The sequence below is a fragment of the Schnuerera sp. genome, from assembly GCF_035459645.1.
GTDB lineage: Bacteria > Bacillota > Clostridia > Tissierellales > Tepidimicrobiaceae > Schnuerera.
This window is the reverse complement of sequence record NZ_DATHXO010000250.1, coordinates 1-15,990: the sequence shown is the minus strand read 5'-3', so window position 1 is coordinate 15,990 and position 15,990 is coordinate 1. Positions and strand designations below refer to the sequence as shown.

Annotated in this window: 15 protein-coding genes; all 15 read right to left on the bottom strand. The window is 33.0% G+C overall.

Going from position 1 to position 15,990, the window contains the following annotated elements:
- Positions 1-90 (bottom strand): phosphoglycerate kinase (pgk, locus tag VK998_RS05965; protein ID WP_325226543.1); only part of this gene is annotated, 90 nt, incomplete at its 3' end.
- Between the two features lie 159 nt (positions 91-249).
- Entirely contained in the window at positions 250-1,254 is a 1,005-nt protein-coding gene (gene gap, locus VK998_RS05960) for a type I glyceraldehyde-3-phosphate dehydrogenase (RefSeq protein WP_325226538.1), read from the bottom strand.
- A gap of 36 nt (positions 1,255-1,290) precedes the next feature.
- Positions 1,291-2,325 (bottom strand): sugar-binding transcriptional regulator, encoded by a 1,035-nt coding sequence (locus VK998_RS05955; protein ID WP_325226536.1) that lies wholly within the window; start codon positions 2,323-2,325, stop codon positions 1,291-1,293.
- A 215-nt stretch (positions 2,326-2,540) separates the two neighbouring features.
- On the bottom strand, positions 2,541-3,920 hold the full coding sequence (rpoN, locus tag VK998_RS05950) for an RNA polymerase factor sigma-54 (RefSeq protein ID WP_325226535.1): 1,380 nt from the start codon (positions 3,918-3,920) through the stop codon (positions 2,541-2,543).
- 291 nt (positions 3,921-4,211) lie between these two features.
- Positions 4,212-5,132: an ABC transporter permease gene (locus VK998_RS05945; protein ID WP_325226541.1), complete on the bottom strand. Its 921-nt coding sequence runs from the start codon at positions 5,130-5,132 to the stop codon at positions 4,212-4,214.
- A gap of 28 nt (positions 5,133-5,160) precedes the next feature.
- The gene (locus tag VK998_RS05940; protein WP_325226533.1) at positions 5,161-6,273 is read right to left on the bottom strand and encodes an ABC transporter permease; all 1,113 of its coding nucleotides are present in this window, start codon (positions 6,271-6,273) and stop codon (positions 5,161-5,163) included.
- Positions 6,260-7,768 carry an ABC transporter ATP-binding protein gene (locus tag VK998_RS05935; RefSeq protein WP_325226540.1) on the bottom strand — a complete coding sequence of 503 codons (1,509 nt, stop codon included), beginning with the start codon at positions 7,766-7,768 and terminating at the stop codon, positions 6,260-6,262. The genes VK998_RS05940 and VK998_RS05935 overlap by 14 nt, the downstream gene beginning before the upstream one ends.
- A gap of 116 nt (positions 7,769-7,884) precedes the next feature.
- Positions 7,885-8,979, bottom strand: a complete 1,095-nt coding sequence (locus tag VK998_RS05930) for a BMP family lipoprotein (protein ID WP_325226531.1) — start codon at positions 8,977-8,979, stop codon at positions 7,885-7,887.
- Positions 8,980-9,209: 230 nt separating this feature from the next.
- Positions 9,210-10,394, bottom strand: coding sequence for a glycine/sarcosine/betaine reductase complex component C subunit alpha (grdD, locus tag VK998_RS05925; protein ID WP_325226530.1), 1,185 nt, complete (start codon positions 10,392-10,394; stop codon positions 9,210-9,212).
- Between the two features lie 10 nt (positions 10,395-10,404).
- Positions 10,405-11,949, bottom strand: a complete 1,545-nt coding sequence (gene grdC / locus VK998_RS05920) for a glycine/sarcosine/betaine reductase complex component C subunit beta (protein WP_325226529.1) — start codon at positions 11,947-11,949, stop codon at positions 10,405-10,407.
- Positions 11,950-12,033: 84 nt separating this feature from the next.
- A complete protein-coding gene (grdB, locus tag VK998_RS05915; RefSeq protein WP_325226527.1) occupies positions 12,034-13,344 on the bottom strand; it encodes a glycine reductase complex selenoprotein B in 1,311 nt (436 codons plus the stop codon).
- 33 nt (positions 13,345-13,377) lie between these two features.
- Positions 13,378-13,857 carry a glycine/sarcosine/betaine reductase complex selenoprotein A gene (gene grdA, locus VK998_RS05910; RefSeq protein ID WP_325226525.1) on the bottom strand — a complete coding sequence of 160 codons (480 nt, stop codon included), beginning with the start codon at positions 13,855-13,857 and terminating at the stop codon, positions 13,378-13,380.
- A 58-nt stretch (positions 13,858-13,915) separates the two neighbouring features.
- Complete coding sequence (locus tag VK998_RS05905) at positions 13,916-15,223, bottom strand: glycine/sarcosine/betaine reductase component B subunit (protein ID WP_325226524.1); 1,308 nt, start codon at positions 15,221-15,223, stop codon at positions 13,916-13,918.
- Positions 15,224-15,294: 71 nt separating this feature from the next.
- Positions 15,295-15,612 (bottom strand): thioredoxin TrxA, encoded by a 318-nt coding sequence (gene trxA / locus VK998_RS05900; RefSeq protein ID WP_325226522.1) that lies wholly within the window; start codon positions 15,610-15,612, stop codon positions 15,295-15,297.
- Positions 15,613-15,636: 24 nt separating this feature from the next.
- Positions 15,637-15,990: NAD(P)/FAD-dependent oxidoreductase (locus VK998_RS05895; protein ID WP_325226520.1), on the bottom strand; the 354-nt coding region annotated here is incomplete at its 5' end.

Below are 15,990 nucleotides of genomic sequence, written 5' to 3'. Positions count from 1 at the left end.
ATTTTCATCCATAGGCACATTAAAGTCACATCTAACTAATACTCTTTTCCCTTCTACTTGTAAATCTTCCAATGTCTTTTTCTCTAACATAGTATCACCTCTTGGAAAAATTGTTATTTATATTAAACAATGAAACAAATTTTAAAAATAAAATTCTTCGCTGCGCTCAGAATGACATTAAAGTACTTAAAATAATATTGTTAGTTTGAAATTGTCATCCCGAACGCTAGTGAAGAGTCAATTCCATTATTATTTATTTGCTACTAACTTAACAAGGTCTACTACCCTTGCTGAATATCCCCATTCATTATCATACCATGCAACTACTTTCACCATATTATCTATTACCATAGTTGACAGCGCATCAATTGTTGAAGAATGTGGGTCTCCTTGATAATCTCTAGATACTAAAGGTTCTTCTGAATATCCAAGAATTCCTTTCATTTTTCCTTCGGCTGCTTTCTTTAATGCTGCATTTACTTCTTCTACAGTTGTAGCTTTTTCAACTTCAAAAGTTACATCTACTATTGAAACTGTAGGTATAGGTACTCTTATAGCAAATCCATTTAATTTTCCTTTTAATTCTGGTAATACTAAAGCTGCAGCTTTTGCCGCACCAGTTGTTGTAGGAATCATAGACTCTGCTGCTGCTCTTGCTCTTCTTAAATCTTTATGCCTTTTATCCAATATTTGCTGGTCATTAGTATAGGCATGAATTGTAGTCATTAAACCTTTTTTAACTCCAAATTCATCTAAAATAACTTTTGCAGCTGGTGCAAGACAATTGGTAGTACAAGACGCATTAGAAATTATATTATGATTTGCTGGATCATAGTCTTCATCATTTACTCCCATTACTATGGTAACATCTTCATTTTTAGCTGGTGCAGTAACGATTACTTTCTTAGCTCCAGAATCAATATGTTTTTGTAGTCCTTCTCTATCTCTAAAAGCTCCTGTTGAATCTACTACTAAATCTACTCCTAGTTCTTTCCATGGAATTTCTGCTGGATCCCTGTGAGCTACAACTTTAATCTTCTTGTCATTAATAACAAATCCATCCTCTATTACTTCTATTGTTCCATTGAACTTTCCATATAGAGAATCATATTTAAATAAATGTGCTAAAGTGTTTAAATCTCCTGATGCATTTAATGCTACTATTTCAAAATCAGTTATATTTTCTTCTGCATAAATTCTTAAAAAATCCCTTCCTATTCTTCCAAATCCACTTAATCCAACTTTCATTGTCATGAGTATTCCTCCTTAAAATTTAATTTATATTTTAAGCTACATTGTAGCTTTATTAGCTATTTTAATTATTTTTTTTGCTGCTCCCTCATCGGTTATTATAGTAATATCTTTCCTTAAAGAAGCCACTGCCATAATAGCCTCTGCTTTATTTTCTCCACCAGCAACTCCTATTGCTTTATCGATTTTCTGGAAACCATCCAATGTCAAACCTACTGTAATAGACTTCCATATATCATTTCCTTTAATATCAAAATAATGTCCAAATGCTTCTCCTACTGCTCCTTCTTCTGTTAATCTTTTAATTTGACTTATAGGTAATTGCCTTCTTCTAGCCATAGTATCTGCTCTTCCTATTCCAAAGATTAATATATTCATACTATCTATTAACTCTATAACTTCTTTTACTTCTGGAATCTTTAGAACAGCTTCTAAAGTAATTTTATCAATATTATCTGGTATATGAAGTAACCTATAACTAGCTTCCAGTTTTTTTGCTAATTTTGCAGCAATATTATTAGATTGGGTTTCTACATCTCTTCCTAAACCTCCTCTTGCAGGGGTTACTAAAATATTATCTGCAATTTTCCCTAAAGGCATTTCTTCTGCAATTTGTGCCATAGTCGTACCACCTGTTACTCCTATTATAGAGTTCTTTGAAATTACCTTTTTTAAATATATAGAAGTAGTTTTTCCCATATCCTTCAATGCTAAACTATCGTCATCGGAATTCCCTGGAACTATGATGATATTTTCTACATTCAATACCTGTTTCAATCTTCTTTCTAAGTTGGAGATACCTTTAAATTCTCTCATTACACCTTTTAAATCTTTAATTATCCTTTTTCCATCTTCTGTTACATACATACCCATACTTTCAATATTCAATAATCCTCGTTCTTTTAAAATATTCACCTCAGTCCTAATAGTTCTTTCTCCCATATTTAATTTTTGTGAAAGTCCTCTTCTGCCAATAGGTTGATTATAGTAAATATTTCTTAGAATATTATATCTTATTTCTAACATATCTAATATTTCTGGGATTATTTTTTTTTGGACTTCAATTAAATTCATGTAAACACCCCTTGTAAGCCAAATCATTTATTAGTATACGAAAAAGGAATGACTAATAATCTATGGGGACTAATTTTGTCCCTATTATGTATTTTTTGTCCCGCCCCCTGCAAAAAAATATTGCTTAGCATCCATACAACTTTATTATAGACTATATAGTGCATCTTTTCAAGCAAAAACCAGAAATAAAAAAAGCCCACCAAAATAATGGGCAATCAATATCTCTTTCTCATAGAAGACGAAGGAATTTCTAATTCATCTCTATATTTAGCAACTGTTCTCCTTGATATACTTATACCTTTATTTTTCAAAATAACAGAAATTTTTTGATCGCTATATGGTTTTTTCGAATTTTCTTCCTCTATTATATCTTTTATCATCGCTTTAATGCTTGTAGATGATATATCTCCTTTATTTGTAGTAAGACCACTGGAGAAAAAATATTTAAGCTCAAATAATCCTCTGGGAGTTTGTACGTATTTTCCATTTGTGGCTCTACTAACAGTGGATTCATGCATGTCAATATCTTCAGCTACTTCTTTTAGGGTTAAAGGTTTTAAACCTCTCTCCCCTCTATCAAAAAAATCTCTCTGGAATTTTAGTATAGATTCTACTACATTATAAATTGTAGCTCGTCTTTGCTCAATACTTCTAATAACCCACATTGCCGAATTCAACTTTTCAGAAAGAAATTCCGTTGCTTTAGGATCATTTCCTTTTCTAATCATTTCCTTATAAAAATTGTTTATATTTAATCTAGGTCCAGTTACATCATTTAAAATTATTATATATTCTCCATCTATATATTCAATAGTTACATCTGGGGTAATATATTTTACTTGATCTGAACCTCCATTGAAACATCTTCCTGGTTTTGGTTCTAATGTTTTTATATAATCACATATATTCTGAACTTCTTTTAAATTTATATCTAATTCTTTTGATATTTTTGATAGTCTATTATGAGCTATATCTTCTAAATAATCTTTTATTACTAATTCTATATATGGGTATTCTAATCTGTCTGCCCTTAACTGAATTAATAAGCATTCTTTTAGATTTCTAGCCCCTACTCCTATAGGTTCAAAGGTTTGAATAGTAGATAAAACGTTTTCAAGCTTAGCAACTTTAACCTTTGTGTCCATTGCTATTTGGTTTATATCCGTTGTCAGGTAGCCATTTTCGTCTATGTTTTCAATTAAAACCTCGCCTATTTCTTTATCTTCATAATTAAGCTGAGATACATTTAATTGTAACAATAGATTTTCTTTTAAAGTTGGTGAACAGCTAATAAAATTCTCATAATTATATTCCTTAGTGTTTTTATCCTTCTGAGGTCTGTAGCTAAAGTCATCATATTTCCCAATATATTCCTTCCAATCGATTTCTTCCCTTTCGTTGCTATAATCATCGATATTTTCATATTCTTCCACCGTATTTACTGGATCAAGCAAAGGATTTTCTTCTATTTGCTGTTTTAAATATTCATTAAGTTCTTGACTATTAAATTGGAGTAATTGTATAGCTTGTCTTAGTTCTGGTGTCATAATTAATTTTTGGACTTGTTCAAGAGCTAGATTATAACCCAATTTCATAAAGCTCACTCCCACTATTATTAATAATATTAATAAATTCTTATTATTCTATTAATATTATTATACCAAAATCTTTGATGAAGTACAAAAACATTTATTTTACGATAAAATTTTACATTTTTTACGCTTCATAATTTTTGGAAAATTCTTTTAATTATCTTATCTATATGATATATCAAAAACTAAATATATACAAATTCCTTTTGCATAGAATAAAATACCCTTCAATATAGGATTATCTCAAAAACTAAAACCAATGACAAATTAAGTCACTGGTTTTTATAAAATATATTAATTTTTCTCATACGGTATACCATTGGCTGCTGGACCTCTTGCTTCTCCAACAAATCCCATTAGTATAACCAAGGTAATAATATAAGGCAACATGGCTAATAATTGTGAAGATATTTCTAAACTAGTGCTACCTAGATAAACCACTAGTCCTTGAGCTGCTCCAAATAATAAACAACCCCACATAGCTCCTTGCGGTCTCCATTTACCAAATATCATAGCTGCTAAAGCTATAAAACCTTGACCTGATATTAAGGCAGCCCTATAGTTGGATATTACCGCTATACTCATAGCTGCTCCTCCAAAACCAGCAAATACACCTGATAAAATTACAGCTAAATATTTTATTTTATATACATTTACACCTAAAGTTTCTGCTGCTCTTGGATGTTCTCCTACAGAACGAATTCTTAACCCAAGTTTAGTTTTATATAATAAAAACCAAACTAATAAAACTAAAATAAAAGCTATATATACAGTTGCATATTGATTAAATATTGAATTTAAAAAGTCTACAATCTCTTTTAATATAGGATTTGAAACTGAAATAGATGAAAAAATTCCATTTAATGGTCTAGGTATTTTATGATCTAAGTCTAAAGGCAAAGTCATAGCTGCACCGTCAAAAAACATCTTAGTCAAAAATATTGAAAGACCTGGCCCTATAAAGTTTATTGCTATACCTGAAACCACATGGTCAGCTGTAAAGGTTACACATGCAATAGCATGAAGAAGTGCCAGTAATCCACCTGCTAACCCAGCTGCTAAAAACCCTAACCAAGGATTCTGTGTAAAATATGCTACAGCAGCTCCTGCAAAGGCCCCTATTGTCATCATGCCTTCTAAGCCAATATTTACAACTCCTGAGTTCTCAGATAATACTCCACCTAAAGAGGTGTACATTAAAGGTGCTGAATACATTAAAGTTATACCTATTATTACTCCTAAATCACTTAGAATCCTCAACTTTAACACCTCTCTTTCTTTCTTTCATGGAAGTAAACATTTGAATAAGTTTAGGCATTGCTATAAACATCACTATAACTCCAATAGTTATATTTATAACTTCTATCGGCGCTCCTATAGTTGGCTGTAACTTACTGCCACCATATTTCAATCCTCCAAATAATAACGCTGCTGGTATACAGGCTATTGGATTATTTGAAGCTATTAGGGCAACTGCAATACCGTCAAACCCATATCCTTCCATAGTTGCTAATACAGCTGTTTCTTTTGATACACCCAGTACTTGAGTAGCACCAGCAATACCTGATATAGCTCCTGCAATCATCATAGAAACTATTACATTTCTATTAATGTTTATACCACCATATTCTGCTGCATCTCTATTATATCCTACTGCTCTTAATTGATATCCTAATGTGGTATTTTTCAATATATACCAAACTAAAATTGCAATAAATATGGCAATTATAAATCCAAAGTTCACAGGAGGATTTAAAAGATCTTTAAGGAAACTATTATTATTTAAAAAAGCTCTTCCAGCTTCAGAAGTTTTCCATTGACCAAGAATTTGAGTACTGGCACTATCTAATATTCTCTCTGAAGCGTCTCTATTAAGCCTTTTAAAAGGTTCCCAAAACACAACAAAATTACTAAAATACAGAGCTGTCCAATTTAACATTATTGTAGTAATAACTTCGTTAATACCAAACTTGGATTTTAATAACCCTGCTATTCCACCCCATATGGCTGCTGCTAGAGCTCCTGCCAATATAGCTACTATTGGATGAATAATTGGAGGTAGATGGAAAAAATACCCTACAAGCGTTGCTACTAAGCTACCAATAATAAATTGTCCTTCTGCACCAATATTAAAAAGTCCAGTTTTAAATGCAAAAGCAACGGATATTCCTGTTAATATAAGAGGTGTGGATCTTATTATAGTCCAAGAAATATACTTAGGATTGCTAAAAACTCCTCTAAACATTATTCCATAGGCTTCTATTGGATTAAATCCTGCAATTAATAGTGCAAGTCCACCTACTATCAGTCCTAATACTATGGATATAACTGTTACAATAAATTTATTCTGCTTCATCAATTGCACCTCCTCCAGCCATTAAATATCCTATAGTTTTTTCATCTGCTTCTTCTTGATTCATTATCTCAACAACTTTTCCATCATATATTACTGCTATTCTATCTGACAAATTCATTATTTCATCTAATTCAAAAGATACTAATAAAACTGCTTTCCCTCTATCTCTTTGGTCAACTAGATATTTATGAACATATTCTATAGCTCCAACATCTAATCCTCTAGTTGGTTGAACGGCTAATAAAACTTCTGGGTCATTGGTAATCTCCCTTGCTAATATTACTTTTTGCTGATTTCCACCAGATAAATCTCCTGCAATTTGTTTATCATTCTTTGGTCTAACATCAAACTTGTCTATTAATTCAACAGCAAATTTACTAATATTTTTATGATTTAACCTACCTTTTTGAGAAAAAGGTTCCTTATGGTAATTTTCTAATATCATATTTTCCGCTACAGTAAAATCTAAGACTAAACCTCGTTTTTGTCTGTCCTCTGGAATATGGCTCATACCATTTTCCATAATTTCTTTCGGAGACAAATTTGTTATATCCTTACCACGTAATGAAACTTTCCCGCTTTCAATATTTCTTAAACCCGTTAAAGCTTCTATTAATTCTGACTGTCCATTGCCATCTATTCCAGCTATACCCAATATTTCACCTTTATGTAACTTTAACGAAAAACCTTTCACTGTGTTTAATTTTCTATTATCTTTCACAATTAAATTTTCAATCTCTAGTACAGTTTCTCCAACTTCTGCTTCTTTTTTATCTACTTTAAAACTAATCTCTCTTCCAACCATCATAGAAGCCAATTCTTCTTCTGTTACTTCATCTACTTTTACTGTATCAATTTTTTTACCTCTTCTAATAATAGTACAGTAATCCGCTGATTGTTTTATTTCTTTCAATTTATGGGTTATTATTATAATGGTTTTTCCTTGTTCAGTTAAATTTTTCATAATTTGAATTATCTCTTCTATTTCTTGTGGGGTTAATACTGCTGTAGGTTCATCTAATATAAGTATATCTGCCCCTCTGTATAAAGCCTTAAGAATTTCTACTCTTTGCTGCATTCCTACAGATATGTCTTCAATTTTTGCATCTGGTTCTACATGAAGACCATATTTTTTAGATAATTCTTTTACTTCTTTTGTAGCCTTATCAATATCTATAACTCCAAAATTATTTGTTGACTCCATACCTAATATTATATTTTCCACTACTGTAAATTTATCTACCAACATAAAATGTTGATGAACCATACCTATACCATTCTTAATAGCCACATTTGGATTTGTTATTTCTACTTTTTTTCCATTGATGAAAATCTCTCCATCAGTCGGTTCATACAAACCATACAAAACATTCATCAATGTAGTTTTTCCAGCCCCATTTTCTCCTAATAACGCATGGATCTCACCTTTATGGACTATTAGATCTATGTTTTCGTTTGCAACAAAATCTCCAAACTTCTTAGTAATATTCTTCATTTCTATAACTTTGTTATGGAAGTCTATGTTTTTCAATAGGGCCCCTCCTATCTATTCTAGTTTTAAGCAGCTCAGACTTCTTCTGAGCTGCTTAATTTATGCTTTACTATTGTTTTTTATAGGTTATCCATGTATTCTTCATAAGTTTCTTCGTTGAATGGTACATCGATTTCCTCGTCTATAATCAATTGTTTCAATTCTTCCACTTCATTAAGTATGTCTTCTGGTACATGCATATCTGATGTTGGTGCAATATCTACTGCTCCACCATCTGCAAGACCGTAAGTGATAGTTTCACCAGCTGGGAAATTGCCCTCTTGTAAAGCTTTAACTACGTTATAAACGCCAACATCTACACGTTTCATAGCTGATGTTAATACATGGTCCGGCGCAAGATAGTTTTGATCTCTATCTACACCTATTGCCCATTTATCTTGTTCTTTGGCTGCTTCTATAACTCCACCACCAACGTCTCCTGCTGCATGGAATACAATATCTGCTCCTTGTTGATACATTTGTGTTGCAATAGCTTTACCTTTTGCAACATCAGAAAAGGATTCAGCATATTGATTTAAAACTTCGATTTCTTTGCCTAGTTCTTTTGCTGCATATTGAACCCCAGCTTGGAATCCATAATCAAATCCCCAGATAATATCTCCTGCTATACCACCAACAAAGCCCACTTTATTAGTTTCAGTCATTTTACCTGCAATATATCCAACTAAAAAGGATGGTTGCTCAGCTTTAAACATAACTCCTACTACATTGTCTGGAGTATCGTCTCCATAGCTGTGATCAACAATAGCATATAATTGATCTGGGTTAGCTACTGCTGCATCCATTACAGCATCAGACAATTTAAATCCTATACCCCATATAAGATCATTATCTGCGTCTAATAATGTTTCAAAGTTTGGTGCAAAGTCTGCGTCTTGTTGTGATTCTACATAGTCAACTTTTACTCCTAAATCCTTTTCAGCTTTCTCTAAGCCTTCCCAAGCTGATTGGTTAAAGGATTGGTCATGCACTCCACCTTCATCAGTAACCATTGCAATTTTCAATGGTTCTTCTTCTGGTGTCTCATCTGCACCTTCTGACTCATCTACTTCCGTTGGTTCTTCTGGTTCATCTGGTGTTTCGGATTGTGAACATCCCACAACAGCAAAAACCAAAATACCTATTAGCATTAATGCTAACAATCTTCTCTTCAATTTAAACTCCCCTTTCTTATTTTGTTATAGCTATTAATACAAATACCCATATATATATAAGATATTCTGAATAACTTATATATATATTCTCCATTTTAAAAAATTAGATATTTTTGGAAAGGTATTAACATAAATATTATATAATACAATATGTCTTTTATCAATGTAAAAAGTCCACAATAAAACAAGATAAAAAAACACTCCAAGCTTCCTTGGAGTCTTGGAGTGTTTTAACAAGGGTCGGAATCTCCTGCTACATATCCTGCTTTGGATAGTATTTCTATAGATTTCGTTAGTTTCTCTTCATTGACCATAACAATCGGTCCTGTACATCCCATTCCAGATTCAGCATAAATACCTTCTTTCCATAGAACCCTTACTGCATCTTCTAAGTCCATAATATCTATGCCTGAAATGGTACCAGTTACTGTTTCAGATGGTGGTGCTACAACTTCTTCATCGTCATCTTCTGATTTTTTAGTATCTTTTGTTAATCCTTTTAATAGATCCTTAAGACCTGCTTTATTTGCTTTTTCAAATTCAGCTTTTGCTATTTCTTTAACATTACCTTTTACTAAACTAGCACCATAACTTATAGCATTAGCAACAACGGGAATTCCAGAAGCTCTCGAAAGAATTAATACTAATCTATCATAATCTTCTCCAATTCCTGGTCCATATCCATACCCTAAGGATTCATAACTTCCACCAGTTGTATAAGATGAAAATACTTTCATTAGTATATTTCCTGTCAATGTATCCGTCACCATTACATCTGGTACTCCGGCAAGTAAGTCATTACCTCTCATAACACTACCGCCATCTGCTCTCATGGATTCAGTAAGATTAATCTTATATCCATTACTATTCAATTCATTAAAAGCTCTCTCTACCTGTCTTGCTCCATCTACATTTAATATTCCAACAGTTGGATTTTCAATTCCCATGGCCTTTGCAGTTATAATACCACTAATTCCATTTTTGACCATGGCTTCAACTCTATGAGGAGATGAAGTCCCTGTAGTAGTAGCTATAATCATTTCTCTACCTTTTCCAGGAGTTACAACTCTTCCTACTGTTGAAACACCTATAGGAAAACTATAATGCATTGTTACACAAGCGCCTATTTCACCATTATCTAGCAATTCTTCCATCTTTTTATAGCCTTCTTCTTCTGATTCAGCGATTACCTGAGTCAACTTAGAATCAACTTTTGGTCCAATTAATACTACTTCTATAGAAGAATCTTTTTCTTGTGCCATTTCAGCACCTTTAACTAAATTCTCAACACCATGTTCGCTACCTAAAGTAGTTAAACCTACTTTAACTTTTTCTCCGAATTGACCAGTTTCAACTGCATCAGCTATGTCGGAAAAAACCTTACCAATCATATTTTTAACATTTTTTTCTGCCATTTTATCACCTCTAATCCTGAAGTAGATGAGAAGCAAAATCTCTCATAGCTTCAGCTACAAGTTTTCTAACTTCTTCTTCTGATACACCTTTTTCCTCATCTTCTTTCCCTGGATTCTTTTCTACTACAATTGATACTCCGTCAAATAAGTTTGTCATTCTTCCTAAGAATAAACTACCTTTCCCTACAATCATAGCCCTATTTACTTTGCCTTCTAACACATCTTCTCTAGCAAATCCTAAATAAGGTACTCCTGATGGAATATGACCTTGAGTTGGTGCCCATCCATCCATACCATGTTCTTGGATGAAATCGTTAATTTGTGATCTTTCAAGATCTTTTCTCATTACACCTAATGCACCAATCATCTTATAGTTTGCAGTTGGTACATCTCCAGCTCCAGCTGGTTTTGTTACATCTGGATTTTGCATTTCTACTGAATATTTATCTATATCAGTAATCTTTAAATCTCCTTTTTCTAATGGAGTTGTTACTAATGCACTCATTACCGCCTGTGGTGAAGAACCTGTCCCTACTGTATGTCTTCCTATTAAATCGGTTCTTAGTATTGGGTTAACACCATCATTTTCAGATATTAAAACTGCAAATCCTCCAATTACATCTTCAAGAATTGGCATATCCTTTTCAACGTGATTTTTACCATTCATACCAAGTTTAGCTGTTGAACCTCCAGCCAATACTACTACATTCTTAAAAGCTCCTGATTTAACTAAAGAAGCTGCAACTATTAGAGCATGAGTTGGCGCTGCACAGAAACCTCTAGTATCAGAACCAGTTGCATTTTTAAATCCAACCATTTCAGCAATGGCTTTTGCAAAGTTTCCTCCACCTCTTTGATTCATATCTCCACATGCTTCTTCTGAACATTCTATTACATAGTCTACATCATCAGGATTTATATCATTTTTAGCAACAAGATTCAATCCAGCTAAAACTCCTGAAGCTTTAGATACAAGGTTTTCAAATAATACATGGGCAGTTAAGTTGCTATCAACATCATGGGCTCTTTTTATGCATCCTATAACCTTACCACCAGTTATAAGTGCTTCTGCACCTTGTTCATCTATTAATTTCTCAATATCAGCTAAATCTTCTCCAGTTTTAAGTCTAGAAATTAAATCTTCTCTTTCTTTAAACAAAGGATGAGATTCTAACTTGGTTTTTACTCCTTCAGTAAATTCTTGAGTTAATTTAACTAAGTCGAATACGTCTACAATTTTAATAAGTCCAATAAATTCATCTTCTGGCATCATTTCTCCAAACTTACCAAATCTACTTGCATCCTTTAGTGAATCTTTATACCAAGGTTGTTCTTGTTTTTTTAAATCTTCTGGTTTATAATTCCCTATATAAACTTGATTTGGTAGATAATTTACTGCTTCATCAAAGCTACGTAAATGGTTTGGTAACTTTTTTAGATATTCTGAATCAGGGTTTATTACTCTTTCCGTAGATTGGGTTGTTCCATTATGGATAACCATATCTTCAGCATGGACTAAAATATAGCCAGCCCCTTTTACTACAGGATAATTCATATCTACACCTCCGTTTGTTGTGTCAATTAATTTATATTTAGTCTTAAAATGGGTGATATAATATCACCCATTTTAAGTTTTATATTAATCTTCAAATACAGTTTGATCTTCGACTTCTGTTGTTAAAGCTGCCAATGCTTTTTCTACTAGTTTTCTTCTTAAAGCCTTTTCATCTTTAGGATCTAATTTTGGATCTCCTAATGGATGAGGTATGGCAACTGTTGGAACAATTCTATTAGCACCTACTGTTAATGAAATTGGTACTACTGTACACATATGAACTACAGGTAATCCTGCACGTTCAATTTCTTTTACCATTGTTGCACCGCAACGTGTACAAGTGCCTCAGGTAGAAGTTAATATAACTGCATCTACACCATCAGCTACTAATTCTTTTCCAATTTCTTCAGCAAAAGCTTTAGCACTTGCTACAGCTGTACCATTACCTACAGTACTATAATAGTATCTATGAAGTTTACCTATCTTGCCTTCTTTTTCTAAATCTCGTAAAACGTCAACCGGTATAACTCTATCTAAATCTTCATTGGCATATACTGGGTCATATCCACCATGAGCTGTCTCACCATTTTCAGGATTTAGATCATCTATACCTTCTATATCGTATTTACCATATTTAGAAGCAGATGAAGATTCAATATGATCTGGGTTTCCTTTTGGAACTGCACCACCAGATGTTACTATAGCTATTGTAGCTTTTGTCATATCCTTAACTGCTGGATTTGGATCTACTCTATCAAAATCTGGCATTGGGAATTCAGTAACAAATTCTTCACCTTCAAGTTTTTTAAGTAGCATATCAACTGCTCTTTCTGACCCTCTTTTTTCAGTGAAGAAATTCTTTCTAATGCCTCTTGGTATATAGTGTTCTTCCTCTGGGGAACCTATATCTTCACCTTTTGCAATTTTTAAGGCTAATGGTACCATCTTCTTAACTGCATCTCTCATACCTGCAGCACTGTTTTTAGTAGAAACTATATAGACATTCTTCTTAAACATGTCTGCTCCAGGGTTTTCAATATACATTCCAGTTAAAGATGGAATCCCTAATTCATTTTGTACCGCATCAGTAATTGTACCGCAAGCAACACCGTATCTACCTGCATTAAATGCTGGTCCTGCTACAAATAAATCTGGGTTGTATTTTTTGACCATTTCTAGTATTTCAGCTTTTGCTTCTTCCATATTTTCACCAAAATAGCTATCACCACAAATAACAGTTGCAACTATTTCAGCTTCACCCTTAAATCCTGCATTCAAAGCCATACCTGGCCCTATAATTTCTTCTCTAACTTCTGGTTTATGATCAGCTTTCTCTTCTCCACCTATACCAGCGAAGAATTGATTTATATAATGGACAACTTTAATTTTCCCCATTAGTTTCCCCCCTCTCCTTTTTTTTGTTGGGAATTAATCGTTAAATTTACCGTATTCTTCTCTTATACCTTTAACTTCTTCAACTATTTCATCAACATCTAGAACCATTTCCATCATACCTATTTGTTCATCATATACACCTGAATCAACTGATTCTTTGAACTCTGGTTCAACTGCATGATAAACTCTAAGTCCTAACTGGACTCCTGCTAATGGACCTGCAAAAGTTGGGTCTCCAGCTGTAACTGTTTCAGCTGCTAATCCAGCTGCTTCAGCTTCTGCTCCACCTATTAATACGATCATGTTTTCTGCACCGTATTTTTCAGTTAAATCTTTAACCCTCTTTTGATTTTCTAAGTCCATTGCTCCTGCAGCAGTTCAGACAAAACACTCAGTAGATGAAAATACTACTTCTGCGTCTGTAGTTTTAACACATTCTTCCATAGCTGGTCCTGGTATACCATCTCTATCGCCAATTATGATAACTTTCTTGTTAGCATCAAATAACGACATCATCACACATCCTTTCTCAAAATGTTTTATTTTTTGTATTGTATTTTACTTTTTATCTCTAGAATCCTTTTGCGGACATTTTATTAAATCCTAATTCGTTTGTAGCGCCTGTTATAGCTTGAAGCTCTACTATTATGGCTTGAAGCTCTACTATTATGGTTCCATCTTCTTTAAGACTACCATCAAAACCTCCAGCTATAATATCAACAAATTGTTTATGTCCTATTATTTTGTCCATTGGAGGTAATTCTATAACCTCATTGGCATTTCCTCCAGTTACAACTGCATCAGCTAGTGGGTCTGCATCAGCTAATGATTGACTTGCTCCATCCCTACCAGCATATTCGTCAGTAATAATAACTGTTTTTATACCTTTTTGTTCTATTTTTTTACAATTCATAATCAAATCGGTATCTGGGTTTCCAAAACCTTCTTGAGATATAACAACTCCATCTAATCCAAGATATTCTGCTAATTTAGCAGTCCAGTTTGATGATCTTTCTTTATCTGCTAAATACACGTTTTCATTAGTTATTATAACTCCAAGGAAATTAATTTCCTTTCCGTGTTTAGCATATAAATCCTCAACTACTGGATTGTTCAAATGATGATAAGTTGTATTTTTATCACAAGCTGATACACAGTTACCGCTTATTATAGCTCCATCCATTATTTCTGTAGGATACATTAATGTAGGAACTATTTGTTTTGCGTCTACTCCATATACATAAGTATCATGAAGTAACCCTTGAGATTGAAGCATTTGAACATATGCTACCTTTGGTAGATCTGAATGTTTTTCTATGCTTTCAAGTAATGGTAAAGTTTCATATGTTTCTACCTTATCAGGTTTTAATTCTCTTGCTGCTTCAGCTAAATATTGAGCAGCTTTAAATCCTGCAAATCTTACAGCTCTTTCATGGTCATGTTGTTTTAGTTCATCTATAGGTTCACAGATTAATACTAAATTGTTTAATTTAGAAAATGGAGTATAATCTGCTCCGGGACCTGACATATCGATAATCCCTTCTTGGAAACCTACAATTTTACCTGTAGTAACTACTGCACAACCTTTTAGTACATTAGTTTTACCGCTACCTACAACATCAACCTTAGATAAAACTCCTGGGAAAATACCTCCTGGTCCCTCTACTTTAACTCTTGGTTCAACTACATCCTTTACAGGAGTAATTCTTACGCTTTCACCAGGTTTTGCAATTTCTACGTCTACTTCTTTTAGGTGCTCATCTTCTTTGATTAAAGCAATTAATTCTTCTTTATTAACATAAAGCACCCCACTATCAATTTTGGTTTCTTCACCAAATTGAACGTCATTAATAAGCACATGGCCTAATTCAAGACGCATATAGTTCACCTCCCCTTATTTTAGAACATATATATATTCTAACTCTAGCTAAAAGCTAGAATTAAAATCAATTAAGCATATTTTTTAACCATTTCTTCTACAGCTGATGCTGTTGCTTCAGATTCAGCTAATCTTTCTACTTCTTCGCCATCTTTATAGATGATAATAGCTGGTAATCCCATTACCTTTTGTTTTATAGCTAATCTTCTAGCTTTAGTAATGTCTAGTGAACAAAACTTGATTTTATCACCATATTTCTCTGCTAATTCATGAACATGTGGCATCAATGCTTTGCATGGTTCACAAGTTGGTCCCCAATAGTCAACTAAAACATAACCTTCTGCTTTTTGAACTTCTTCTTCAAAATTTTTTCTATCTAACTCTAACATAAGTATCCCTCCTATAATTATTTTTTAAACATCAAATACTTCATTAATATATTTTTCAGCTTGAACTGCTGCAATTGCACCATCAGCAGTAGCTGTAACAACTTGCCTTAAGGATTTAACTCTAACATCTCCAGCAGCAAATACTCCTGGTATATTAGTTTTCATATCTTCATCAGTTTCTATATACCCATTATTTAATGTAATCTTACCATTAAATAATTTTGTAGCTGGTATGAACCCAATAAATGGAAATATGCCAAAGGTTCCATCCTCTTCATCTGCAACTACTTCTGTTAATTCCCCAGTTTTAACATTTTTAACTACCATAGATTCAACTATTCCATCACCTTTTATTTCTTCTACTACTGAATCCCACAT